Source organism: Streptomyces graminofaciens (assembly GCF_030294945.1).
Lineage (GTDB): Bacteria > Actinomycetota > Actinomycetes > Streptomycetales > Streptomycetaceae > Streptomyces > Streptomyces graminofaciens.
This window is the reverse complement of the sequence record NZ_AP018448.1, coordinates 116,395-140,309: the sequence shown is the minus strand read 5'-3', so window position 1 is coordinate 140,309 and position 23,915 is coordinate 116,395. Positions and strand designations below refer to the sequence as shown.

At 68.9% G+C, this 23,915-nt stretch carries 20 protein-coding genes; 13 read left to right on the top strand and 7 right to left on the bottom strand.

Going from position 1 to position 23,915, the window contains the following annotated elements:
* Positions 1–27: 27 nt before the first annotated feature.
* Positions 28–222, bottom strand: a complete 195-nt coding sequence (locus SGFS_RS00695; RefSeq protein ID WP_286246782.1) for a hypothetical protein — start codon at positions 220–222, stop codon at positions 28–30.
* A 377-nt stretch (positions 223–599) separates the two neighbouring features.
* On the opposite strand from SGFS_RS00695, the gene SGFS_RS00690 reads away from it, so the two are divergent.
* Positions 600–1,688, top strand: coding sequence for an IS630 family transposase (locus tag SGFS_RS00690; RefSeq protein WP_286246779.1), 1,089 nt, complete (start codon positions 600–602; stop codon positions 1,686–1,688).
* Between the two features lie 425 nt (positions 1,689–2,113).
* On the opposite strand, the gene SGFS_RS00685 is transcribed toward SGFS_RS00690, so the two are convergent.
* Positions 2,114–2,302, bottom strand: a complete 189-nt coding sequence (locus SGFS_RS00685) for a hypothetical protein (protein ID WP_286246776.1) — start codon at positions 2,300–2,302, stop codon at positions 2,114–2,116.
* Positions 2,303–2,478: 176 nt separating this feature from the next.
* Between SGFS_RS00685 and SGFS_RS00680 the strand changes: the two genes are divergently transcribed.
* Positions 2,479–3,734 (top strand): IS3 family transposase gene (locus SGFS_RS00680; RefSeq protein WP_286246774.1). Its coding sequence is split into 2 segments (ribosomal slippage): positions 2,479–2,761 and positions 2,761–3,734, totalling 1,257 coding nucleotides; the frame shifts between segments, so codons are not numbered across the junction.
* 12 nt (positions 3,735–3,746) lie between these two features.
* On the opposite strand, the gene SGFS_RS00675 is transcribed toward SGFS_RS00680, so the two are convergent.
* On the bottom strand, positions 3,747–3,875 hold the full coding sequence (locus SGFS_RS00675) for a hypothetical protein (RefSeq protein WP_286246772.1): 129 nt from the start codon (positions 3,873–3,875) through the stop codon (positions 3,747–3,749).
* A gap of 873 nt (positions 3,876–4,748) precedes the next feature.
* On the opposite strand from SGFS_RS00675, the gene SGFS_RS00670 reads away from it, so the two are divergent.
* Genes SGFS_RS00670 through SGFS_RS00655 form a run of 4 tightly spaced genes read left to right on the top strand, consistent with a single transcriptional unit; the run spans position 4,749 to position 9,304 of the window.
* Positions 4,749–6,446 (top strand): KAP family P-loop NTPase fold protein, encoded by a 1,698-nt coding sequence (locus SGFS_RS00670; protein WP_286246769.1) that lies wholly within the window; start codon positions 4,749–4,751, stop codon positions 6,444–6,446.
* Positions 6,446–7,285, top strand: a complete 840-nt coding sequence (locus tag SGFS_RS00665) for a hypothetical protein (protein ID WP_286246767.1) — start codon at positions 6,446–6,448, stop codon at positions 7,283–7,285. The genes SGFS_RS00670 and SGFS_RS00665 overlap by 1 nt, the downstream gene beginning before the upstream one ends.
* Positions 7,282–8,556: a hypothetical protein gene (locus SGFS_RS00660; protein ID WP_286246766.1), complete on the top strand. Its 1,275-nt coding sequence runs from the start codon at positions 7,282–7,284 to the stop codon at positions 8,554–8,556. The genes SGFS_RS00665 and SGFS_RS00660 overlap by 4 nt, the downstream gene beginning before the upstream one ends.
* Complete coding sequence (locus SGFS_RS00655; RefSeq protein ID WP_286246765.1) at positions 8,540–9,304, top strand: TatD family hydrolase; 765 nt, start codon at positions 8,540–8,542, stop codon at positions 9,302–9,304. The genes SGFS_RS00660 and SGFS_RS00655 overlap by 17 nt, the downstream gene beginning before the upstream one ends.
* A 27-nt stretch (positions 9,305–9,331) precedes the next feature.
* Here the strand turns inward: SGFS_RS00655 and SGFS_RS00650 are convergent, their stop codons facing one another.
* A complete protein-coding gene (locus SGFS_RS00650; RefSeq protein WP_286246764.1) occupies positions 9,332–10,168 on the bottom strand; it encodes a pentapeptide repeat-containing protein in 837 nt (278 codons plus the stop codon).
* A 502-nt stretch (positions 10,169–10,670) separates the two neighbouring features.
* Here SGFS_RS00650 and SGFS_RS00645 point away from each other — a divergent pair.
* From SGFS_RS00645 to SGFS_RS00635, 3 genes are all read left to right on the top strand, one after another.
* Entirely contained in the window at positions 10,671–10,943 is a 273-nt protein-coding gene (locus SGFS_RS00645) for a hypothetical protein (RefSeq protein WP_286246763.1), read from the top strand.
* A 93-nt stretch (positions 10,944–11,036) separates the two neighbouring features.
* Positions 11,037–12,605 carry a UvrD-helicase domain-containing protein gene (locus SGFS_RS00640; protein ID WP_286246761.1) on the top strand — a complete coding sequence of 523 codons (1,569 nt, stop codon included), beginning with the start codon at positions 11,037–11,039 and terminating at the stop codon, positions 12,603–12,605.
* A gap of 171 nt (positions 12,606–12,776) precedes the next feature.
* Positions 12,777–14,591 (top strand): AAA family ATPase, encoded by a 1,815-nt coding sequence (locus SGFS_RS00635; RefSeq protein ID WP_286246759.1) that lies wholly within the window; start codon positions 12,777–12,779, stop codon positions 14,589–14,591.
* Between the two features lie 291 nt (positions 14,592–14,882).
* Here SGFS_RS00635 and SGFS_RS00630 read toward each other — a convergent pair whose 3' ends face one another.
* Positions 14,883–15,893, bottom strand: a complete 1,011-nt coding sequence (locus SGFS_RS00630) for a LacI family DNA-binding transcriptional regulator (protein ID WP_286246758.1) — start codon at positions 15,891–15,893, stop codon at positions 14,883–14,885.
* Positions 15,894–16,001: 108 nt separating this feature from the next.
* On the opposite strand from SGFS_RS00630, the gene SGFS_RS00625 reads away from it, so the two are divergent.
* From SGFS_RS00625 to SGFS_RS00610, 4 genes are read left to right on the top strand one after another with little or no spacing between them, the layout of a single operon-like run.
* On the top strand, positions 16,002–17,156 hold the full coding sequence (locus SGFS_RS00625; RefSeq protein WP_286246757.1) for a Gfo/Idh/MocA family protein: 1,155 nt from the start codon (positions 16,002–16,004) through the stop codon (positions 17,154–17,156).
* Positions 17,153–18,151 (top strand): Gfo/Idh/MocA family oxidoreductase, encoded by a 999-nt coding sequence (locus SGFS_RS00620; protein WP_286246755.1) that lies wholly within the window; start codon positions 17,153–17,155, stop codon positions 18,149–18,151. The genes SGFS_RS00625 and SGFS_RS00620 overlap by 4 nt, the downstream gene beginning before the upstream one ends.
* 3 nt (positions 18,152–18,154) lie before the next feature.
* Positions 18,155–19,228, top strand: a complete 1,074-nt coding sequence (locus SGFS_RS00615; protein WP_286246753.1) for a Gfo/Idh/MocA family protein — start codon at positions 18,155–18,157, stop codon at positions 19,226–19,228.
* A 10-nt stretch (positions 19,229–19,238) separates the two neighbouring features.
* Entirely contained in the window at positions 19,239–20,258 is a 1,020-nt protein-coding gene (locus tag SGFS_RS00610) for a sugar ABC transporter substrate-binding protein (RefSeq protein ID WP_286246751.1), read from the top strand.
* Between the two features lie 193 nt (positions 20,259–20,451).
* Here the strand turns inward: SGFS_RS00610 and tal are convergent, their stop codons facing one another.
* Both tal and tkt read right to left on the bottom strand, forming a co-directional pair.
* The gene (gene tal / locus SGFS_RS00605) at positions 20,452–21,573 is read right to left on the bottom strand and encodes a transaldolase (RefSeq protein ID WP_286246748.1); all 1,122 of its coding nucleotides are present in this window, start codon (positions 21,571–21,573) and stop codon (positions 20,452–20,454) included.
* A complete protein-coding gene (gene tkt, locus SGFS_RS00600) occupies positions 21,570–23,654 on the bottom strand; it encodes a transketolase (RefSeq protein WP_286246746.1) in 2,085 nt (694 codons plus the stop codon). Before tkt ends, tal begins: the two co-directional genes overlap by 4 nt.
* Positions 23,655–23,915 lie beyond the last annotated feature (261 nt).

Below are 23,915 nucleotides of genomic sequence, written 5' to 3'. Positions count from 1 at the left end.
AGCGCCGCATGCTCACGCCGACCGCGGTCAGAGCGTCGGACAGGCAGGGGGTGGCGATGTTGGTGTGGGTGATTCTGGCTCCATCAGCTCAGCGGCAGTGCTCGGGTCGGGCACGCACTCACTCTCCTTCGGCGCGAGCACCCCGGCAGTCATGGCTGCGCTGGTCGCCTCGTCGAGGATCTCATCGATGGTGAACTCGCCGGTGCCCGCCACCTCGCGCACCTGTGTGATCGCCTCCTCCGAGTCGTCCGGAAGGCTCGTGCGGAAACTTCGCCGACTTCCACGAGCGCCAGTGCCGCGGACTGCGGCACGGTCGGCTGGGCGAGGAGTCCGGGCTGGGGGACGGGAGTGGCTCCTGGCCGAACTCGGCGTCGTGCAGCACCCGGCCTGGAGACGTGCTTGCAGACGGAGGGAGCCGTCAGCCTCCCGCAGTGTCGACCTCGTGGTACCCGCGCCGGACCGTCTGGCGCGGGTACCACGACTGGCTGACGTTTCAGACAAGGCCGAGCGTGGCCTAGCGCGGTGAGCCCAAGCCCATGAAAAATCTTGACAGCTAGTGTCCTGAGTCGGAAGTTCGCGGGCGGTTATAGGGTGGGGTGATGCCTGGTCCGAAGCCGCTGTCGCTGGAGTTGTCCGATCACGAACGCAGGGTGCTGCGGGGCTGGTTGCGCAAGCAGACGGCGTCTCAGGCACTGGTGCTGCGGTCAAGGATCGTGCTGGCGTGCGCGGAGGGCCGGCCGAATGCGCAGGTCGCGCAGGATCTGGGTGTCTCGCGGGAGACCGTACGCAAGTGGCGGTCCCGGTTCGCCGCGGACCGGCTGGAGGGCCTGGTGGACCGACCGCGTTCGGGGGCGCCGCGAAAGATCACGGACGAGCAGGTCGAAGCCCTGGTCGCCAGGACGCTGGATCAGGCGCCACCGACGGGCGATTCGCACTGGTCGACGCGTTCGATGGCCCGGACGGCGGGGATGTCGCAGTCGGCAGTCTCGCGGATCTGGCGGGCATTCGGCCTCAAGCCGCACATCGTGGAGACCTGGAAGCTGTCGACCGACCCGCAGTTCGTGACCAAGGTCCGCGACGTGGTGGGCATCTACCTCGCCCCGCCCGAGAATGCCCTGGTCCTGGCGGTGGACGAGAAGTCGCAGATACAGGCACTGGACCGAACCCAGCCCGTACTGCCGATGGCGCCGACCACGCCAGCGAAGATGACCCATGACTACGTCCGGCACGGCACGACCAGCCTGTTCGCCGCCCTGGACATCGCCTCCGGCTCGGTCATCGCCCAGCACTACCGCCGCCACCGCCACCAGGAGTTCCTCCGCTTCCTGAAGGTCATCGACGCCGCTGTCCCCCAGGATCTCGAACTCCACCTGGTCCTGGACAACTACGCCACTCACAAGACCCAGCCGGTCAAGAAGTGGCTACTGCGTCACCCTCGCTTCCACCTGCACTTCACCCCCACCTCGGCGTCCTGGATCAACCTCGTCGAGCGCTGGTTCGCCGAGCTGACCTGCCGCAAGCTCCGGCGCTCGGCCCACCGCAGTGTCGTCGAACTCGAACGGGACATCCGCGGCTGGATCAACGAGTGGAACAAGAACCCCAAGCCATTCGTCTGGACGAAACCCGCCGACGACATCCTCGACACCCTCGCCGCATACTGCACACGAATTAACGACTCAAAACACTAGCGTCAGGCCGGGATCAACCAGGTCGGCAGGGCTCTGGGGAGAGCGCTGCTAGAGGCGTTACTCGAACAAATGGACCCGATTGCGATGGCGACGACATTGGACAGTGCGGCTGCACCGGAACTGGCAGTGCTGCGGGCTCTGGAGCGAGCGGGAAACCGGATGTTCCCACCCTCCGAGCGGGCCACACTCAAAGGTGTCCCGCCGTGAGAGATCTACATCCACCTGCCAGCCGACCCGAGCCACCTCGGCGACCCGGACCGGCGCCGTCAGCGATACCCCGAACCGGACGACCGCTGACAGGGGTCGGGCACTCTTGCTGCCCTCTTCTCTAGGAGCTGAAGAATCCTGGCAGCTCACGGTCACGCCAGGCAGAACGTCGGCGGGATTCGCCGAAGCTGCTTTGACTGGCTGGAGCGCGACGCCCGTCAAGACTTCTCTGTTCTGTCACATTCGGTCTTGGCCACCTTCGGGGGTGTTATCTGAAGAAGACCGGCCTCGCTGTACATCGATGCATCGCTGAACGACTCCGGTTCCTCCGGACGAAGAACGCCCCGGTTGGTGCGCACCCAGCGTCTTCCCTGGGTATCGATGAAGAGCAGGTCAACGTCGGCCACGGGGGGTTTCACTTCTACCCGCGAGCAGGGAGGGATCTGCCCTACGAAGCGGGCTTTCGCAGCCAGGAACATCTCCTCAAGAGAAATCTGGGTGTACGTAGGTTGGCCGGCGGCGCCGTCTCGAAATGAACCGCTCCGGGTCTGATGGAGGCTCGATTCCCTGAGAGGATCGAGTCATGGCACGTCCGTCCCCTTATCCTGTTGAGCTTCGTGAGCGTGCGGTGCGCATGGTCGCGGAGGTCCGCCCGAATTACCCGACCGAGTGGGCCGCGATGAAGGCGGTCGCCGCGAGGCTCGGGATCGGTGCCGCCGAGACGGTGCGGACCTGGGTCCGCAAGGCCGAAGTCGATGCCGGCCAGCGTCCAGGCGTGACTTCGGACGAGGCTGCAGAGATCAAGCGCCTGAAGGCGGAGAACGCCGAACTGCGGCGGGCGAACGAGATCCTCAAGGCGGCCTCGGCTTTCTTCGCGGCCGAGCTCGACCGGCCGTCGAAGCGCTCGTAGCGTTCATCGACGAGTTCAAGAAGGTGTTCGGAGTCGAGCCGATCTGCCGAGTCCTGACCAGCCACGGACTGAAGATCGCGACGAGCACCTACTACGCGGCGAAGAACCGCACACCCAGCACCCGAACAGTCCGCGACACCGAACTGAAGACGCAGATCAGCCGCGTCCACACGGACAACTTCAGCGTCTACGGGGTCAGGAAAGTCTGGCGGCAACTACATCGCGAGGGCATACCGGTGGCCCGCTGCACCGTCGCCCGGCTGATGCGCGACCTGGGCCTGGAGGGCGCCCGGCGAGGGAAGAAGATTCGCACCACCGTCCGGGACGACGGCCATGATCGGGCAGCTGACCTGCTGCAACGCGACTTCACAGCGTCCCGGCCGAACGAAAGATGGGTCGCGGACTTCACCCATGTCGCCACCTGGTCCGGGATCGTCTACGTCGCGTTCGTCGTGGACGTGTTCTCCCGGGGGATCGTGGGCTGGTCCGCCGCCACCAGCAAGCGGGCCAAGCTCGTCCTCGACGCCCTCGACATGGCCCTATGGCGCCGCGACCGCGCCGGAACTCCCGCTGGACCGGGGCTCGTTCATCATTCGGATGCCGGCAGTCAATACACGTCTTTCGCGTTCACCGCGCACCTGATCGAGGCGAGTATCGATGCCTCGATCGGCACCGTCGGCGACGCCCTGGACAACGCGCTCATGGAATCCCAGATCGGCCTCTACAAGACCGAGCTGATCAAGCCCCGCAGGCACTGGCACGGCCTCGCCGACGTCGAACTCGGCACCGCGGAATGGGTCGACTGGTTCAACAACCAGCGCCTCCACACCGCGATCGGAGACATCCCGCCCCACGAGCACGAAACCAACCACTACGCTCAACACCAGCCCCAACCGGCGGCTGGAGTCAGCGCATACAGCCTCCACTGATCCCGGAGCGGTTCAAAACAGCTTCCGCCAGCCGTCAACCACGCCTTGCTCTTCGGCGATGGCGGAGAGCGAATCACCGGGGTGTGCCTTTGCCAGCCTCGCCGCGGCTTTCGGATTGTTCCACTCATAGTCGAGCTGCACAGAAAAGATGGGGTCAGTTGATCGGTTCTCCAAGACTCTGATGAGTCCTCCGGGCCTGTCGATCTTCTATGTAGTTACGACGTGAGAGCGCTGCTGACCTGCTGTGCTTAGAGTTCAGAGATGATGTTGTGATCTTGACTGGTATGGCATCTGAACTGCTGTGGTTCATCAGGTGCGTTGCTGGATGGCAGGCTGACTGGGCATCTCACCTGTGATGCTGTGAATAGACGGAAGATGTCGTAACTAGACAGATAGTTTCTTGGCTTGGGTGCCAGATGTGACCGCGTCGTAGTTGATCTTCAGGTTGTGGGCGCCCTCTGTCCTCGTCGTCCCGTCGCCCGTGTTACGGCGTGGAGCGGGCGCGCTCTCGACGGATGTGCCCCCAGGCGCGCGTCGGTCGTACCGCCGTGCTTGGCGTAGAAGTTCAGCATGGCGGCGGTCGCGGGCCTGCCGCTGCCGGCGGAGCTGAGTTTCCGCGTCTCACGAGGCAGGTCGGTGCTCTACGCAGGGGCGCGCGCCCCGGATGCTCGGGGCGGCTGAGCCTCCCAGCTGAGTGAGAGCCCTGGCCGGGCTCAGGGAGCTTCCGGCGTCGGCGCTGGGAGGGTACGGAGTGATCCTGCGACAGGGCAGATGTTTGTCACGGCGTGTCAGCTGCTGTGGCCATTGCTGCTGTTGTGGTAAGTATGACGGCCGAAGAGGGGGCGTAGCGCGTTGTGGTCAGGGACATTCGCTCCCGGACGGCGCTGGGGCGTTGACGGCACAGGAGTCAGCGGTACGTGAGGCGGCCTGTGGGGCCGCTTGGCCGGGGCCCGGCCACCGATTGCGCGTGCGCGTGGCGCCGGCGGAGCGCTGCAGCAGGCTGGGGGGCGTGTGATGAGCGAAATGAGACTGTGGGACGACAATCCCACGGGTGTGGACCTGCTGGGCTTCGCATCCATCGTCGACACGGTGGTGACCACGCTCGAGATCCCGTACCTGGACCCTGTGACGATCGGGATAGCCGCGCCCTGGGGCGGCGGGAAGTCGACGGTTTTGCGACTTTTGCACAAGGAGCTGGACGGGCAAGACGGTTACCGGGTGATCCGTCTCGATCCCTGGGAGTTCGACGACCAGTTCGATGTGCGTGGCGGCGTGATCGGTGAAGTCCTGCAGGATCTTCTGACGGCCTACAAGGCGCAGGACGGCCTGCCGGACAGGATCAATGGGCTTCTTGAACGGGTGAGCTGGTCACGCGTTGCGGCCAGCCTGTCCAAGGGATCGCTGGTCGCTCAGTCCGCAGACCTGGTCGAGGCCCTCACACCCCGCTCGAAGAGCGATCCCAGGAGCCTGGCGGGTTTCCGGAAGGAGTTCGCCAGTCTGCTCAAGGACCTGACACAGCTCAAGCGCCTGGTCGTGCTCGTCGACGACCTGGACCGCTGTCTGCCCGACGCGGTGATGGCCACGCTGGAGGCCATCAAGCTCTTCCTGTCGGTGGAGAAGGTCGCGTTCGTCCTGGCGGCGGACCAGGACATGGTGCGCGAGTCGATCGCAGCGAGCCTGGACGCCACGGGCCGGAGCGAGCGGTTCGCCCACCGCTACCTGGAGAAGATCGTCCAGGTGCCGCTGTCGCTGCCGCGGATCGGCGCCGACGAGGCAGCCACCTTCATCACGCTGCTGCTCTCGGCCCACGAGTGCTCGCCGGAGCACTACACACGACTGGTCGAGCACGCCCAGCAGCGGCGTGCCGCGGGGCAGTCCCCGGTCCTGTCGGACCTGCAGAATCTTCCGTGGCAGCCCGACGTGGCCTCGCTCGCCCTGGCCGACCGGCTGGCCACCGGCCTGTCGGCCGACCGGTCCGGAAGCCCACGCAGCATCAAACGCTTCCTCAACGCGTTCGCCCTGCGGACCCGGATCGCCGAGAGCCAGGGCATCAGCATCGACCCCTCGGTGATCGTCAAGCTCATGCTGCTGGAAGACAGCCCGGGCAAGGACTTCGAAACCCTCGTCAAACTCCAGGACGCCGCCCGCAGTGAACTCCTCGCGCACTGGCAGGCCTGGGGGAAGGGGGAACGCGACGACAGACCGGACCAGGTCAGTGAGGCGAGCAGGCACTGGGCCGCGTCCGAACCCGATCTCACCACGGCCCCGATCGGCCCCTATCTCAGCCTGGCCGCCTCCCTGGTGAGCCTCACCGCGGCCGCCTCCCTCACCCAGGAGCAGGTCACCTGGGTCTCTCACCTCGCCGGCCAGTCGGAGCCGCACCGGCGCACCGCGCAGCAAGAGGTGACGGCCCGCCCGGTCACGGAGCAGCAGGCCGTCGTCGAGGCCCTGCTGGAGCGCGGCCGCCGGGAACAGCAGAGCGAGCCGCTCGTGGAGTCCCTCCTGTACATCGCGAACGCCACCGAGGATCTGCGCCGCCGCATCGCCGACGGCCTGTGGGACATGCGCAGCAACCTCACTCCCGCCTCCGCCCTGGACATCGCCGACAGCGACAGCGGGGAACTGCGCGACCTGGCGGCACGCCTGGCAGAGGCGACGGACATCGACCCGATGGTGAGGGAAGCGGCCAAGCTGGAACAGGAGGGACCCTGATGGGCACTTCGGGCTCCTACGGAGGCAGCGGCTCCGCCGAGTGGAGCGCGGCCCATGACGCTTTCGACGCCCTGCCCGCCACCGGAACGGGATCCGCCAACTCCCCGGACACCACAGACCTGCCCGACAGTCAGCAGCAGCTCCTCGACGACGTTGTGCAGGCGTTGGCCAACGCGCTGAACAAGGACGACGCGGACCACGGCACGGTGCCCGCCGGAGGCTATCCGCTCTCCGCCCTGATCGCCCCGGCCCGTGGCAGCGGCGGCGGGGGAGGAGGGGCCGGGGGAGCGGCAGGCCCGGGCCGTGTCGGCGGCGGATCGCAGCGCCAGGTACTCAAGGGTTCCTCGCGCGGTGCCGCGGCCCTCGCGGGCGCTTACGCCCTGCGCAACGGCGATGCCGCGCAACTGCGTGAACTCGGCCTAGACTTCACCGAGCTGAACAGCCTGCCACGGCGCACCCAGATCTCCCGCATCCTGCAGGCCGTCCTCGGCGACGCCGGACACCCCGACGAGGCGGCCCTGCGCAGAGCCACCGTCAAGCACGTCAAAGACGTCCTCCTCGCCACCGAGCCGCCCACCCCGGAAGACAGCCTGCGCGGCCTCGTCGCCGAATGGATCTACGAACTCGGCCTGGTCGAGCTCCAGTCCCAAAAAGCCAGCGACAACCTCACCCCGGAGGAGGCTGTCCGCAAACAGGGCTGGCTGCGGTCCTGGCTGCAGCGCAAAGTACGCCACATCTCTGTGCCCGACACGCGACGCATGACCGTCAAGGAATTCACCGCCACAGCAGCGAGAGTGACGAGGGAGGCACTGCGCATTCTGCGCGCAGGACGCTCATGACGACCGCCTACGAAGTACTGCCGCACGACGGACAGCAGCACGAGCCCTCCGCCACCGCCCTGCACTGGCCCCGCACCCGCACCCACAGCCCCACACCGGCCGTCACCTGCACACTCGGCTGGGACCTCGACCTCCTGGGCCCCGCACCGGCAGCCGCCGCCGACCTCGTCCGCATCGCCGCCTCCGCCTACCTCGCCGACCGCAGCATCCGCCGTCCCCTCACCACCTTCACGCGCACCATCGACCTCACCGTCCACACCGTCGCCCCCGACCCCTGGAACGCTGCGTCCGGCCAGCTCGCCGAAGAACTGCTGTCCTGGCTCACCGGCGACGCCTGGCACCTGCACGCCGTACCCGCCGCCCCCGGCGACCACCGCCCGGCACCCGTGGCCGACGCCGACGACGTGATGCTCCTCAGCGGCGGACTTGACTCCCTGTGCGGCGCCGCGGACCATCTCGGGGACACGGCAGAGCGCATCCACCTCAGCCACTACGACGGCAGCACCGTCATCCGCCACGCCCAGCAGCAGACCAGTGCCTGGCTCAATGACCGTGCGCGGCAGCCGCTGCGCCACCTCAGCGTGAAGCTCTGCCAGACCCATTCCGCCGCGGAATCCTCCTCACGCAGCCGCAGCCTGCTGTTCGCCGCCTTGGCCTCAGCAGTCGCCGCCGGCGCTTCGAGCCCGCAGGTGACCGTCCCCGAGAACGGCTTCACCAGCATCAACCCGCCCCTGACCGCCGCCCGGGGCGGTGCCCTGTCCACCCGCTCGACCCACCCGGGTACGTTCGCCCGAATCAACGAGCTCCTGGCGAGCCTGGACATCCCCGTGACGGTGGCCAACCCCTACGCCTACCTCACCAAGGGACAGCTCCTGGCGCGAGCCTTGGACCGTGCGGGCCAGTCCCTGCTGCAGGCTGGGGCGGGAACTCTCTCGTGCAGCAAACTCGATGGCAACTGGTACTCCGGCGGGGACCCCACCCTCAACTGCGGGCTGTGCCTGGCCTGCCTGGTCCGCAGGGGATCATTCACCGCGGGCCCCCACCACGACGCAACCACCTACCTCGTTGATCACCTCACTGGCAGCGCGCGCCAGCTGCTGCTGGACCACCGTCGCAAGGACGTCCACGACGTACGGCAGGCCATCGTCCGCGGCATCGACGACACCGACATCCTCGCCGTCGGTGAACTTCCCCCCGACACCGACCTCGACGCCGTCGTGGACCTGTGCCAACGAGGCCTGCAGGAGTTGAACGATGTCCCCCTTCCCTGACGAACTGCCACCGCTCGACTGCCACGCCCACATCGCACCCGATGTGACCCCCGCGCAGATCGACGCCCTGCACGGAGCCGTCGTCTTCGCCGTCACCCGCACCCCGGCCGAAGCACACCGCGCCTGCCGACGCCGTGACGCGCGCCTGATGTGGGGATCCGGCGTACACCCCGGCGTACCCGAAGCGCTCGACGCCTTCGACCTGCAGCAGTTCCGTGCCACCCTGCGGCACAGCTGCCTCATCGGGGAAGTCGGCCTCGACCGCCGAGGCAACCTCGAGCGGCAACGCACCGTACTCGCCCAGATCCTTGAGGCCGCTCACGACCAGCCCGTTCTGCTGTCGCTGCACAGCACCGGACGCACTGGCCCCCTCCTCGACCTGCTGACCGACCAGCCTCACCCCGGAATGATCCTGCACTGGTTCCTCGGCAGCCCCACCGAGCGGCGACACGCCATCGACCTGGGCGCCTACTTCTCTGTCAACGCCGCCATGCCCGACGACATCCTGACCTCCCTGCCCCTGACACGTCTGCTGCCGGAGACCGACTTCCCGGCCAGCCGACGTACCACCGGCGCATCACGCCCCGGCCACATCGACCGGCTCGAACAACGGCTCGCCGAACTCCGCGGCATGACACCAGAACAGGTCAGACGACGCTTCTGGCAGAACCTGCGCGAACTGACCACCCGTACACACGTCCTGGACAGGCTTCCCGAACACGTCGCGGACTGGGCTCTGGAAGCCTGACACGCAGCCCTGCGGAAGCCACCGGCGTCACTCACCCCGGCTGACACGCTCCACGACCCGGGGATCACTGCGCACGGGCTCCGGCAGCACACAGTCGTGTAGACCGCGGGCCGCAAGAACCTGCTCGACCGTCAGCCCCCGCGCGTCGGACAGGTCCGCTCGCACCAGATCGGCATCCGCCAGGTCCGCACCGTCGAGTCGCGCCCGACACAGAACGGCGCCCTTGAGCGTCGTCCCCCTGAGAAGAGCCCTCCGCAGGTCAGCTCCCGGCAGGCGGGCCTTCGCGAGATGACGCCCCGCGAGATCGACCGGCGGCCAGGAACCTCCTCGACGCCGTGAACCAGGTGCGGTGAGCGCCCGCAGCGCCTCCTGAACCATCTCGTCGGGTTCCCCCGGAAGCTGTACGGACGCCAGACCGCCCGCCGCACCGGCAGGCTGCGTATGGCGGCGCACGAACGCATTCAGCACCCGCGCGGCATGCCTTCCCTGGTCAGGGGCATCCTGGACGATCTGTTCCAGCGCCAGAACACCCCCGATGCACACATACGGCTCATCCGAACTCAGCCGCTCCAGCGCCTTCGTGAAACGGTCCGTCACCTGCCCGCGACGGCTCAGCCGGTAGGACCGGGCGGTATAGATCAGGGCGATGCCGGCACCGACGCCCGCAACGGCCTGCACCACGGCCAGCCGGAACTGCCCCACCGCCGCAGACCGGGCCGCGGCGTCCATCAACGGCCAGTCCTGCCCGGCCAGCCAGCGTGCCAGGCGCCAGCTCAGCGGAGTGAACATCAGGGCCAGCACCCCCGCCAGCCCGGCCACGCCCAGCACAGCCATCACGGCCGACCACACCTTCTTCAACCCCATGCCCCGGTTTCTATCGCGCCCACCCCCTCGGGGGCGACTGTAAGAGGCGTACGGGATACAGGAGGCGGCCACCACCTTGCCCGTGCCGCTACTCCATGGTGCCCTTGGCGTAGTTCCTCCAGAAGGCCTACAGCGCTGGCGAGTTCGAGTCGGTGGAGGCGCCCGTGACGTCAAGGCTGACGATAGCCGGGCCTGCTCGCTCCTCCTACCGGAAGATCTGCCGCCGCACGGCGGGTTCGTGACTTTCCCACCGCCGGGGTGTGAACACCAGTGACCCCTGGCCGCCGCGCATCCCGAGCGGGCAAGAGGACAGGAAGAGACGCGATGAGTTACCACCACATCCCCGCTGCCGCCGCGCCTCCCGGGCATCGGCGAGAGGCAACCGCAGGCGGTGGGCGGGCACTTCGTTGATGGCGATCTTCGTCCTGCAGCCCCACACCCTGCAGGTCCGCGATGCTCAGGACCAGGCCGAGATACCGATACCCGATGCTGTCGAGACCCGGTGCGACGCGCAGGCGGACTGCAGCTCACCACGACGTCCACTCTTCACTCCCGTGCCCCGGCGCACCCCGAGCTGCGGCTGCCCGATGAGGCATTGATGACCTGGTTCCCGGACACGAGCCGCTTCTGCGACGGCTCCCAGTCGTCGGAGCCCACATTGCAGCGCGATGTTGCCGCCACCGGAGACGTCGTGATCATCACCGGGCCGATGGCCGACGCGGACTGCGTCGGCCCCGTGACGGTGCGGCGCAGTACCGCCCGTGGGATGACCTGAAAAGCGAAGGCGGTGCGGGCAGACAGCACGAAGCGCACAAGGGCGGAATGAACGGCGGTCGGCGTTGTCAGTGGTGCCTGAGACAGTGATGGGGTGGACAGTCAGACAGAGCGAATCTTCGAGGATGCGGTCAGGACCGGCCGCAGGAACGCCGTCACCGTGGAGATGGCCCGCCGCCACTGTCTGAACATGACGTTCACCGAGTGCGGTGGCCAGGGAATAGCCGAGGCGGCCACCGGCCTGCCGATCAACATGCGGCAGGTGGGCTGCCTCGTAGCGCACGGTAGTGCCAGCGGGAACCTGGACTGGATTGCCGGCGAGTTCTACGAACAGCACTGCGTGGGGTGCGTTCACCGCCGTCCCACGGGCGATGTGCCGAACCTCGCCACGGTCATGGACGAACGCAGGGAAGCCGCGGTCAGAGCAGAGGAAACCGAGCGAGCCGAAACCGCACGACGGCACCACGCGTGGGAGCAGCGCGCCGAGCACCGCCGGGGTACGCAGGCGTCATCGGACACAGCGATGGCCGGTGCGCTGGACGATATCGGCGTCCTGGACCAGGAGCCCGGTACGGAACGGGACAAGGCGGCCTGCGACGGTGCGCTGCGTCGGCTGACCGCGCTGGCGGAACGGGCGCCGGAGACCTTCACCACCGAAGTGATCGAGCTGGCCTTGCACCCGGACGACGGTGCGGTCCGCTTCGACCACGACCACTACCTCAAGATCTGGGCTCTCACGAGACCGAAGATCGACGCCGACTTCCTGCTGCTGGACGAGGCCCAGGACACCAACCCCGTCGTCGAACAGGTCTTCCTGGGTCAGCGCGAGCATGCCCAGTTGGTGATGGTCGGCGACTCCGCCCAGGCCATCTACCAGTGGCGCGGCGCCAAAGACATCATGACCGGATTCGACGGCACCCAGCTCGCCCTGTCCCGGTCCTTCCGCTTCGGACCGCTCCTCGCCGAAGAAGCCAACCGGTGGCTGGCCATCGCCGATGCCCCGCTCCGCCTCACCGGCACCACCGCCGTCCCCACCGAACTCGGCCCTGTCCTTCGGCCCGACGCCGTGCTGTGCCGCACCAACGCCGGCGCCATGGTCCAGGCCATGGACCTGATGGCCGGTGGACAGCGCGTCGGACTGGCCGGAGGAGGCGAAAGCCTGCGTGCCCTGGCCGTGGCCGCCCGCGACCTGAAGGAAGGCCGCCGCACCACCCACCCCGAACTGATCCTGTTCCCCTCCTGGGGAGAACTGCAGGACTACGCCGCTCACGACCCGGCCGGCCGCGACCTGCAGCCGTTCGTCCATCTCGTTGACACCCACGGCACCGACGCCGTCCTCACCGCGGTGGCCCGCTTCGCCCCCGAAGAGCATGCCGACGTGATCGTCTCCACCGCCCACAAGGCCAAGGGCCGCGAATGGCCACGCGTCAAGATCGCCGACGATTTCAGCCCGCCTCAGGACAGTCCGGCACAAGACGACACAGGCCGCGCTCTGCCCGGCCCCATCGACGACGCCGAGGCCCGCCTCGCCTACGTGGCCGTCACCCGCACCCGTCAACGCCTCGACATCGGCGGCCTGTCCTGGATCCGGGACCATCCCGACGGCAATCCCCTTGCCCGTCACGGCGGAGCACGCGCGATGGACCGCGCGGGCATGCGGTGAGCAGGAAGAGCACGTCCGCGGCCGAGCCGCGGCCCGGCCGACCGGCGGGGCGAACATGCGGTGACCCGGAGCCGGCGGCCCTCACTCCTTCCGGCGATCCGGCCATCGTCCTCGATTCCTTCAGCAGGCCTCCCCGTTGTCCCGGTGTCGGTGAACTGCGGAAGGAAGCCCATGTCGCGGGATCTGTTCGTCAAGCAGGTGGTCATCAACTCCACCGGAGGGGTACGCACCCTCGACTTCGCCCATCCGGTGGTGTGTATCTACGGCCCCATCGACACAGGCAAGACCACGCTGGTCGACTGCATCAGATACCCGCTGGGCCTTCCGGTGGACTGGCGGCAGGTGCCCTCCGAGCGGCTGACGTCCGTCACGGTGCACCTGCGGATCGAGGGCATGGACATCGCCCTGCGGCGCTCCACGGTCGCCGACACCGGGACCGTCGAACTGATCAGCCCCTACGACGGAAAGGTCGAAGAACTGCTCGACGCCACTGCGCAGCCGGACAGCGGCCGACGCGTCGTGGGCGAGGTGCTGCTGGACCTGCTGGGCCTGTCCGAGCTGTTTGCCCCGCCCACCGCCATCGCACTGCTCGGCAACGGCGCACGCCTCACCTTCGCCCAGCTCTACGCCTTGAACCACCTCTCCCAGGACATGGTCGACGGCACGGAGGCAGTCCGCGGACAGGCCAACACCGCGCAGTCCTACAAGACGGTCGTCGAGCTCGTGCTCGGACTCATCGACGCGGAGATGCGGGTGCTGGCCGCCCGCCGAGACGACCTGAGCCAGACCGTCAGCCAGTTCAAACGCCGCACCGAGACGATCAGCGAATTCCTGACCGGGAGCGCGGCGGAACTGGAGGAGGAGCTGACCCGCTCCCGGAGCGAAGAACGCGAGACGCTGACGGCCCTGGAGGAACTCAAGGGCCGCATGCGGGCCGCGACCACCTTCGCCGATCCGCTGCGCCAGCGCGTCGCCGCCCTGGAGGGAACGCACTCCAGGGCCCGGGAAGAGGAGAAAGCAGCCCAGGCGGCGCTCTCCTTGGCCCAGCGGGCCGTTCAGCGTGCCCAGCAGCAGCCGGGCACCGACCCGGTGCTGCGCTGTCCCTCCTGCTCGCAGCCTCTGGCCGGCCGGATCGTTCCCGAGGGAGCCTGCGGCCTGTGCCTGTGCGACCTGGATCCCGGCGCGTGGGACGAGGCCGTGCAGGCAGCCGAAGCCGCGCTGGGCGCGGCGCAGCAGCGGGCCGTCGAGGCGTCCAAGGAGAGCGGTGAGACCGGGGAGGCTCTCGCTCAGGCGCGGGCGGAGCTGGAGGAGCGGACCCGCCTGGAGACCGGGCCCCTGGCCGGGCAGATCGAACAGCTCTCAGCCGCCCACGCCGGTGCCCGCACCCGGACCGGCATGCTTGAGCGGCAACTCGACCCGCACCGGCGGCTGCTCGAACTGCAGCGGGCGCTGCGCGCGGCAGAAGAAGAACTGCGCGGGGTGCGCGAGGACATCAGGACCCGCAAGAACCTCCTATCCGGACGCCAGACCACCCTGGCCGAGATCGAGGAGCAGTTCGCACACATCATCGGCGGTCTGTCGCTGCCCGGCGAACCCGGTGCACGCATCGATCACCACTCGCTCCTGCCGAAGGTCAGGGCAGGCAAACTCACCAAGGTCGGCCACGGCGTCCGCACCGCGATCAACGTGGCCTACCGGATGACATTCCTCAGCCACGCGCTCGTCACCGGAGCCACCGATCTGCCGTCCCTGCTGATCATCGATTCGCCGCGCAAGAACGTCGGATACGGCACCGAGGACCAGCAGCTGATCGCACGGCTGTACACGCACTTCCTCGACCACATCACGGGCGCCCGCAACGGCACGCCGCACACCCGCCCACACCAGGTCATCATCGTCGACAACGACCTGCCCTCCCTGCCCGCGCAGCTGCGCCGCCAGATGCACACCATCGAACTCACCCGGGACAATCCGCTGGTGCCCTGACCCGTGCCGCGCGATCACGGCGGGGACGGGCTGGCGCTCTCGGCCCGTGGCCGCGACGGTGTGCCCGGTTCACGGTCAACTGAAGCCCATCGCCGCCAGCCGGCAACCAAGCCGATGACCGTAGGTCCGGGACGACGATCCGGCTAGGTGGTTCAACACCGCTCTGCGATCCCCGGTTCGTCCCACTCGGCCCGGATTTCACGAAGCTGCTTCGACGGCTGCTCGGCGAGGGCGTCCAGTTCGCTCCGGGGCCGGACGGGCGGTGGTCCACCGCCCGTTCCCGCATCCCCGTCAGGGCGTGTCGTCCTTCGGCGGCGCGGTGGTGCCACGCACTTCGAGTGTCGGCGCGGCGAGGACGGTCGTACCCGGACGGGCCGGGTCCGCGATCCGGTCGATGAGATGCTGGGCGGCGCGGCGGCCGACGTCATGGCTGGCGTTGTCGACCGTGGTGAGCCAGAGGTGTCGCAGGCGGGACAGATAGGTGTTGTCGTAGCCCACCAGGGAGAGGTCGCGCGGCACGTCGAGGCCGATTTCCTCGGCCGCCGACAGGGCGCCCACGCACGCGATGTCGTTGAAGGCGAACAGGGCGGTGGGCCGTTCGGGGGCGCTGAGGAGGCGGACCGTGGCCCGGTAGCCGCCCTCCTCGGTCAGGTCGCCCTGCTCCACGATCGCCGTGTCGTCCAGCCCGTGCTCGCGCATGACCGCCTCGAAGCTGCGCCGGCGAAGGTCGCCGACGACGCCCTGCCCGGCGATGTGGGCGATGCGCCGATGGCCGAGTCCGATGAGGTGCTCGGTGGCCAGGCGGGCGCCGTGCTCGTCGTCGTTGGCGACGATGTCCACCACAGGGAGCACGGGCTCCCGCGCGCCTGCGACGACGGTGGGGATCTGCGCCGCCGCGGTGCGCAACGCCTCGGAGGGCGGCAGGGTGCCGACGGCGATCAGACCGTCGACCCGTAGCTCGGTGAAGGTGCGGGTGAGGTCCTCGCCGAGGCGCCGGTTGAGGTGGCCGTCGGCCAGCAGCATCCGCAGGCCGCCGTCATGGAGGCGGGAGTTGAGGCCGTCCAGCAGTTCCACGAACCAGGGGTTGCGCATGTCGTTCAGCAGCACGCCGACCGTGCGGGTGCGCCGCTCGCTGAGACTGCGAGCGGCGGCGTTCGTCCGGTAGCCGAGCTCCTCCACGGCGGCCAGCACGGCCTGCCGTCTCTCCGGGCGCACCTGGTCGGATCCGCGCAGCACGAGGGAGACCAGTGATTTCGACACGCCGGCCCGTTCGGCGACGTCGCGGATGGTCGGAGGTCTCATAGGTGGACCGTTCCATGTGCTTGCGCTTCCTGTCAAAGGGTTGACACGTGGAGGAACGGGCTTCACTGTGAGCCCAGCAAGAATGGACCGGTCCAAAGAGGGGCAGTCATGGTGAGTACGCTCGGCGTCGCCGTCGTGGGGTTCGGCTGGATGGGACGGGTGCACACGCAGGCGTACGCCAGGGTCCCGCACCACTTCCCGCAGCTGCCCCTGCGGCCGCAGCTGGTCTCGGTCGCCGAGGAGGTGCCGGGCCGGGCCGAGGAGGCCGCCGCGCAGTTCGGGTTCGCCTCGACCACCCGTGACTGGCGTGAGGTGGCCGCCGATCCCCGCGTCCAGGCTGTCAGCATCACCGCGCCGAACTTCCTGCACAGGGAGATCGGTGTCGCGATGGCCAAGGCCGGCAAGCACATCTGGATCGAGAAGCCGGTCGGCCTCACGGCCACGGACGCCGACGCGGTCGCCGACGCGGTGGCCAAGGCCGGCGTCCAGGGCACGGTCGGCTTCAACTACCGCAACGCGCCCGCCGTCCAGACGGCCCGTGACCTGATCGCCTCCGGCGAACTCGGCACCGTCACGCATGTGCGCATCCGTCTCTTCAGCGACTACGCCGCCCATCCGGACGGAGCCCTGACCTGGCGCTACGAGAAGGAGCGCGGCGGCAGCGGAGTGCTCGGCGACCTCGCCTCGCACGGCGCGGACCTCGCCCGGTACCTGTTGGGTGACATCGCATCGCTGACCGCGGACACGGCCGTGTTCATTCCCGAGCGGGCCCGTCCGACCGGCGCCACCGCGGGCCACACGCGTGCCACGGGCGGCGAGCTGGGCCCGGTCGAGAACGAGGACTACGTCAACTGCCTGCTGCGCTTCACCTCCGGCGCCCGCGGTGTCCTGGAGGCCTGCCGGGTCTCGGTCGGCGAGCAGAACAACTACGGCTTCGAGGTGCACGGCACCAAGGGCGCGGTGTTCTGGGACTTCCGCCGCATGAACGAACTCGGCGTCAGCCGCGGCACCACCTATCAGGACCAGCCCGTCAGCACGGTCTACGTCGGCCCGGGCGACGGCGAGTACGGCGCCTTCCAGCCGGGCGCGGCGACCAGCATGGGCTACGACGACCTGAAGGTCATCGAGGCGTACCGCTTCCTGCGCTCGGTCGCCGAGGGCACCCCGCACGGGGCCACCCTCGACGACGCCGTGCACAGCGCGGCCGTCGTGGACGCCATGGCGCGCTCCGCCCAGAGCGGGACGTGGGTGAACCTGGTATGAGCAACGTGCGCATCGGGGTGATCGGCGCGGGCAACATGGGCGCTGACCATGTGACCACCCTCCACCGGCACGTCTCCGGCGCCGACGTGTCGCTCGTCGCGGACATCGACAAGGGGCGCGCGGCCCTGGTCGCCGGCTGCGTGCCCGGCGCGCGGGCCACCGACGACGCGTACGCACTGATCGCGGACCCGGACGTCGACGCCGTCGTCATCGCCTCGCACGACACCACCCACGCCGACCTGTGCGTCGCCGCCCTGCGGGCCTCGAAGCCGGTCCTGTGCGAGAAGCCGCTCGCCCCGACCCTCAAGGAGTGTGTGCGGGTCGTCTGGGAGGAGCGACTGGCCGGCGGGGGACTGATCTCGCTCGGTTTCATGCGCCGCTTCGACCCCGCGTATGTCGAGCTCAAGTCGGCCGTCGGGGCGGGGAGCTGCGGTGCCCCGCTGCTCGTGCACTGCACCAGCCGTGGTGTGTCCTCCGCCCCCGGTTGCACCGACGAGCTCAGCGTCACCGGGTCGGCGATCCACGAGTTCGACACCGTGCCCTGGCTGCTCGACTCGCCGGTCACCGAGGTCAGCTGGCACGCGGGGCGTTCCACCTCGGTGGTGGCGGGCCTCCACGACCCCCAGCTGATGCTGCTGCGCACCGCCGACGGCACGCTGACCACGGTCGAGGTGTTCCTGAACGCCGGGTACGGCTACGACATCCGCTGCGAGGTGGCGGGCGAGCACGGCACTCTGGCCCTCACCAACCCGGCACGGCTCGTCTCCGACTCGGCCCGCGCCCGCTCGACCGGCTACCCCGCCGACTGGCGCCCCCGCTTCGCCGACGCCTACCGCCTGGAGCTCCAGGCGTGGACCGACGCTGTGGCCACGGGACAGCCGTCACCCCTGGCCGACGCGTACGACGGCCTGGTGGCGTCCGCCGTGGCCGAGGCCGTCATCGCATCCATGAAGGACGGCGGCAGGACCGTCCCCGTCCAGGTCCCGGAGGTCTGAGCGATGCCCGCCTTCCCCTCCGCACTGCCCGCCGCCCGCACCCCGGACCCCATGGACGCCCCCGCCCTGCGGTGGGGGGTCCTGGGCACCGGCTGGATCGCCGAGCGCTTCGTGAGCTCCGTCCAGCGGCACACCCGTCAGCGATTCACGGCCGTGGCCTCCCGCGACGCGGCCCGCGCCAAGGACTTCGCCGAGGCCAACAACATCCCCCGCTCCTACGGCTCGTACGAAGACCTGGTCGCCGCCGGCGACGTCGACATCGTGTACGTGGCCACCGAGCACACCGCCCATCTCGCCTGCGCCCGGCTGGCGTTGGAGGCCGGCAAGCACACCCTCGTGGAGAAACCGATCGGGCTGGACGCCGCCGAGGCGGCCGAGATCGCCCGACTGGCCGCAGAGCGGGGCCTGTTCTGCGCCGAGGCGCTGTGGACCTTCTTCCTGCCCAGGTTCGACGTCGTCCGCCAGATCCTCGACTCGGGCATCCTCGGCGAGGTCCACACCGTCCTGGCCGACATCGGCGAGCACTTCGGCCCGGAGCATCGCATCCTGCGCCCCGAACTGGCCGGCGGGCCGCTGCTGGACCTGGGCACCTACCCCGTCTCACTGGCCACCTGGATCCTGGGCGCGCCCGCGCACATCCAGGCTTCCGGCCAGCCGCACCCCGCGGGCGTGAACGGCCAGACATCCGCGATCCTGCGTGACACGCACGGCAACCAGGCCGTCGTCCACACCACGCTGTTCAGCGACACCCCGACCACCGCGACCATCGCCGGCAGCCACGCGACCCTGAGCCTGCCGGGCCCCTTCTACCAGCCCGGCGACCTCGTGCTCACCCCGTCCGGCGGCGGCACTCCGCTGACCTACACGGAATCCCGCACCGCCCACGACGCCCTGCACTTCGAAGCCGCCGAGGCGGCCCGGTGCATCGCGGCCGGTTCGCCGCAAACACCGTTGCGGCCCCTGTCGGACTCGATCGTCACCCTCCGGGCGATGGACGAGATCCGCAGGCTGACCGGCATCACCTTCCCCCGCCCCGCCTGGGCCGGGTCTGCTTCCCCGCCCCCTGCTGCACAGTGAGGTGCACAGAATGAACCACACAGCCGCTCCCTTCTCCCGCAGAGTCGCCCCCGCACTGGCCATGGCCACGGCGGTAGTCCTCGCCCTCGCGGGCTGTTCCAGCAGCTCCGGTGGCAAGAAGTCCGAGGAAGACACGGCCGACGCCTCCGCGGGCAAGGCGAGCACGCCCCGGATGACGATCGCGATGATCACCCATGCGCCTTCCGGCGACACGTTCTGGGACACCATCCGCAAGGGCGCCGAGGCCGCCGCGGCCAAGGACAACGTCAAGCTGATCTACTCCAACGACGAGACCGCCGGCGACCAGGCGAACCTGGTGCAGAACGCGATCGACCAGAAAGTCGACGGCATCGCGGTCACCCTCGCCAAGCCGGACGCGCTCAAGGACGTGGTGGCCAAGGCGGAGAAGGCCGGCATCCCGGTCGTCGGGCTCAACGCGGGCATGACCGCCTGGAAGGAGCAGGGCCTGCTGTCGTTCTTCGGCCAGGACGAGTCCATCTCCGGGCAGGCGCTGGGTACGAAACTCAACTCCACCGGTGCCAAGCACGCCCTGTGCGTCGTCCATGCGCAAGGGGACGTCAATCTCGAAGAGCGCTGCGCCGGAGTGAAGAAGACCTTCAGCGGCAAGACCGACGTGCTCTACGTCAACGGCAGCGACATGCCGTCCGTGAAGTCGACGATCACCGCCAAGCTCAAGCAGGACACCACCATCGACGAGGTGGTCACGCTCGGCGCCCCGATCGCGCTGACCGCGGTGCAGTCGGTGTCGGACGCGGGCAGCAAGGCGAAGATCGCGACCTTCGACCTCAACAAGGAACTCGTCTCCGCCGTCGAGAAGGGCGCCATCCAGTTCGCCGTCGACCAGCAGCCGTATCTGCAGGGCTACCTCTCCGTCGACGCCCTCTGGCTCTACAAGAACAACGGCAACTACAGCGGCGGCGGCGAGGAGCCGGTACTGACCGGGCCGGCCTTCGTCGACAAGAGCAACATCGACAGCATCGCGGCGTTCGCCGCGAAGGGAACCCGCTGAAACCTGAGGCGGGGTGGCTACGCCACCTGGGCCCGCCGCACTGCCTGGCGCAGTGCTGCGGGCCTGAGCCCGTGCCGGCCCACTTCGGCCGGTATCCGATGCCCGATGTCTCGAATGGGCGCAGCCGGTTCAGTCCTGTCCCCTGGAGACCGTCCACTTGAGCCACAGGTCGTCGAGTTCCCGCGTGCCTGGATCAGCGATCGTCCGAGGGTGCGAGGCGCTGGAGCTCCGCCTCGGTCGACTTGAGCAGGTCGTTCCAGGACGCCTCGAACTTGTCGACGCCCTCGTCCTCCAGCAGCTGGACGACCTCGTCGTACGAGATCCCGAGCTTCTCGATCGCGTCCAGTTCGGCACGCGACTGCTCGTACGTGCCGGCGATGGTGTTGCCGCGGATCTCACCGCTCTCGGCGGTGGCCTCCAGCGTGGCCTCCGGCATGGTGTTCACCGTGTTGGGCGCGACCAGCTCGTCGACGTACAGCGTGCTCTTGTACGCCGGGTCCTTGACGCCGGTCGAGGCCCACAGCGGACGCTGCTTGTTGGCGCCCGCGCTCTCCAGGGCGGCCCAGCGGCCGTCGGAGAAGACCTCCTCGTACGCCTGGTAGGCGAGACGGGCGTTGGCGACGCCGGCCTTGCCGCGGGCGGCCTTGGCCTCGTCGGTGCCGAGCGCGTCGAGGCGCTTGTCGATCTCGGTGTCCACGCGGGACACGAAGAACGAGGCCACCGAGTGGATCTTCGACAGGTCCAGGCCGCGCTCCTTGGCCTTCTCCAGGCCGGCCAGGTAGGCGTCCATGACCTGGCGGTAGCGCTCCAGGGAGAAGATCAGCGTCACGTTGACGCTGATGCCGAGGCCGATGACCTCGGTGATGGCCGGCAGGCCGCCCATCGTGGCCGGGATCTTGATCAGCGTGTTGGGCCGGTCCACCAGCCACGCCAGCTGCTTGGCCTCGGCGACCGTGGCCTTGGTGTTGTGGGCCAGGCGCGGGTCGACCTCGATGGAGACCCGGCCGTCCTGGCCGCCGGTCGCGTCGAAGACCGGGCGCAGGATGTCGGCGGCGTCGCGGACGTCCGCCGTCGTGATCATGCGGATGGCCTCTTCGACGGTGACCTTGCGGGCGGCGAGGTCGGAGACCTGCTGCTCGTAGCCGTCACCGCTGCTGATCGCCTTCTGGAAGATCGACGGGTTCGTGGTGACGCCCACGACGTGGCTCTGGTCGAGCAGCTCGGCGAGGTTGCCGGACGTGATGCGCTTGCGCGACAGGTCGTCCAGCCAGATCGCGACGCCCTCCTCGGAGAGGCGCTTCAATGCATCTGTCATGACGTGGCCCCCTGGCGCAGGGATGCGCAGGCGGCCGATGCGACGTTCTCGGCGGTGAAGCCGAACTCCTGGAAGAGGAGCTTGCCGTCCGCGGAAGCGCCGAAGTGCTCCAGGGAAACGATGCGGCCAGCGTCTCCGACGTAACGGTGCCAGGTGAGCCCGATCCCGGCCTCGACCGCGACACGTGCCTTGACGGACGGCGGCAGAACGCTGTCCCGGTACCCCTGGTCCTGCTCCTCGAACCACTCCACCGACGGCATGGACACCACGCGCGTCGGCACACCGTCGGCTTCCAGCCGCTCGCGGGCCTCGACCGCGACGTGCACCTCGGAGCCGGTGGCGATGAGAACGACCTCCGGGGCGCCGTTCGACGCCTCGAAGAGCACGTAACCGCCCTTGGCCGCGTTCTCGTTGGGCTCGTACGTCGGCACGCCCTGCCGGGTCAGCGCCAGACCGTGCGGCTGGCCCTTGCCGAACTCCTTGGTGTAGCGCTTGAGGATCTCGCGCCAGGCGATCGCCGTCTCGTTGGCGTCCGCCGGGCGCACGACGTTCAGACCCGGGATCGCGCGCAGCGAGGCCAGGTGCTCGATCGGCTGGTGCGTCGGGCCGTCCTCGCCCAGGCCGATGGAGTCGTGCGTCCACACGTACGTCACCGGCAGGTGCATCAGCGCCGAGAGCCGTACGGCGTTGCGCATGTAGTCGGAGAAGACGAGGAACGTACCGCCGTAGACGCGGGTGTTGCCGTGCAGCGCGATGCCGTTCATCTCCGCGGCCATGGAGTGCTCGCGGATGCCGAAGTGGATCGTGCGGCCGTAGGGGGCCGCCTCCGGCAGCGGGTTGTCTGCCGGTAGGAAGGAGCTGTTCTTGTCGATCGTGGTGTTGTTCGAGCCGGCGAGGTCGGCGGAGCCGCCCCACAGCTCGGGGACCACGGCGCCGAGGGCCTGGAGGACCTTGCCGGACGCGGCACGGGTGGCGACACCCTCGCCGGGCTCGAACACCGGGATCGCGGACTCCCAGTCCTTGGGCAGCTCACCCGCGGCGATGCGGTCGAACTCGGCCGCGCGCTCGGGGTTGTTGCTCCGCCACTGCTGGTAGGCCTTCTCCCACACCGCGCGCGCCGCCTGGCCCCGCTCCAGCGCCTTGCGGGTGTGCGTGATGACCTCGTCGGAGACCTCGAAGGACTGCTCCGGGTCGAAGCCCAGGACGCGCTTGGTCGCCGCCACCTCGTCGTCGCCGAGCGCCGAGCCGTGCGCGGCCTCGGTGTTCTGCGCGTTCGGGGCCGGCCAGGCGATGATCGAGCGCATCGCGATGAAGGACGGCCGGTCCGTGACCGCCTTCGCCTTCTCGATGGCCTCGAAGATCGCGGCCGGGTCCAGGTCGCCGTCGTCCTTCGGCTCCACACGCTGCACGTGCCAGCCGTAGGCCTCGTACCGCTTGGCCGTGTCCTCGGAGACGGCCGTCTCGGTGTCGCCCTCGATCGAGATGTGGTTGTCGTCCCACAGCAGGATCAGGTTGCCGAGCTTCTGGTGGCCCGCCATCGACGAGGCCTCGGCGGAGATGCCCTCCTGGAGACAGCCGTCACCGGCGATGCAGTAGATGAAGTGGTCGAACGGTGACTCGCCCTCGGCGGCCTCCGGGTCGAACAGGCCGCGCTCGTAGCGGGCGGCCATCGCCATGCCCACCGCGTTGGCGACACCCTGGCCCAGCGGGCCTGTGGTGGTCTCGACGCCCTTGGTGTGGCCGTACTCCGGGTGGCCCGGGGTCTTCGAGCCCCAGGTGCGGAAGGCCTTCAGGTCGTCCAGCTCCAGGCCGAATCCGGCCAGGTAGAGCTGGGTGTAGAGGGTCAGGGACGAGTGGCCGGCGGACAGCACGAAGAGGTCGCGCCCGACCCAGTCGGGGTCGGCGGGGTCGTGCCGCATCACCTTCTGGAAGAGGGTGTAGGCGGCGGGAGCCAGGCTCATCGCCGTACCGGGATGGCCGTTGCCGACCTTCTGTACGGCGTCGGCGGCCAGGACGCGGGCGGTGTCGACGGCCCGCTGGTCCAACTCGGTCCACTCGAGGTCGGACGGGGACACGTGCATGGGGGTTCCATTCTGCGGTTCATAGCCGCGTCGCGGCGGAGAGGGTTGCCTCGGCGGCGCCGTCCGGCATGCGTCGATCACTCGCCCCTCAGCGAGACACCGAACCGGGCCTCTCGGGAGCCAAGGACGGGGCAGCGGGTCGCTTCCGGTGGCGGAGAACGAGAAGGAGCGGGAGAGGATCGGCCAGTACGACCGCCCGATGATGCCCCCGAAGCCGCCGATGGTGAGCACCGGCCGGGAGGGGCTGACGCGCCTCAGTGG

Coding starts and splice junctions, on each gene's coding strand:
- SGFS_RS00690 (WP_286246779.1), top strand. CDS start 600: ATGCCTGGTCCGAAGCCGCTGTCGCTGGAGTTGTCCGATCACGAACGC.
- SGFS_RS00670 (WP_286246769.1), top strand. CDS start 4,749: ATGAGCGAAATGAGACTGTGGGACGACAATCCCACGGGTGTGGACCTG.
- SGFS_RS00665 (WP_286246767.1), top strand. CDS start 6,446: ATGGGCACTTCGGGCTCCTACGGAGGCAGCGGCTCCGCCGAGTGGAGC.
- SGFS_RS00660 (WP_286246766.1), top strand. CDS start 7,282: ATGACGACCGCCTACGAAGTACTGCCGCACGACGGACAGCAGCACGAG.
- SGFS_RS00655 (WP_286246765.1), top strand. CDS start 8,540: ATGTCCCCCTTCCCTGACGAACTGCCACCGCTCGACTGCCACGCCCAC.
- SGFS_RS00650 (WP_286246764.1), bottom strand. CDS start 10,168: ATGGGGTTGAAGAAGGTGTGGTCGGCCGTGATGGCTGTGCTGGGCGTG.
- SGFS_RS00635 (WP_286246759.1), top strand. CDS start 12,777: ATGTCGCGGGATCTGTTCGTCAAGCAGGTGGTCATCAACTCCACCGGA.
- SGFS_RS00630 (WP_286246758.1), bottom strand. CDS start 15,893: ATGAGACCTCCGACCATCCGCGACGTCGCCGAACGGGCCGGCGTGTCG.
- SGFS_RS00625 (WP_286246757.1), top strand. CDS start 16,002: ATGGTGAGTACGCTCGGCGTCGCCGTCGTGGGGTTCGGCTGGATGGGA.
- SGFS_RS00620 (WP_286246755.1), top strand. CDS start 17,153: ATGAGCAACGTGCGCATCGGGGTGATCGGCGCGGGCAACATGGGCGCT.
- SGFS_RS00615 (WP_286246753.1), top strand. CDS start 18,155: ATGCCCGCCTTCCCCTCCGCACTGCCCGCCGCCCGCACCCCGGACCCC.
- SGFS_RS00610 (WP_286246751.1), top strand. CDS start 19,239: ATGAACCACACAGCCGCTCCCTTCTCCCGCAGAGTCGCCCCCGCACTG.
- tal (WP_286246748.1), bottom strand. CDS start 21,573: ATGACAGATGCATTGAAGCGCCTCTCCGAGGAGGGCGTCGCGATCTGG.
- tkt (WP_286246746.1), bottom strand. CDS start 23,654: ATGCACGTGTCCCCGTCCGACCTCGAGTGGACCGAGTTGGACCAGCGG.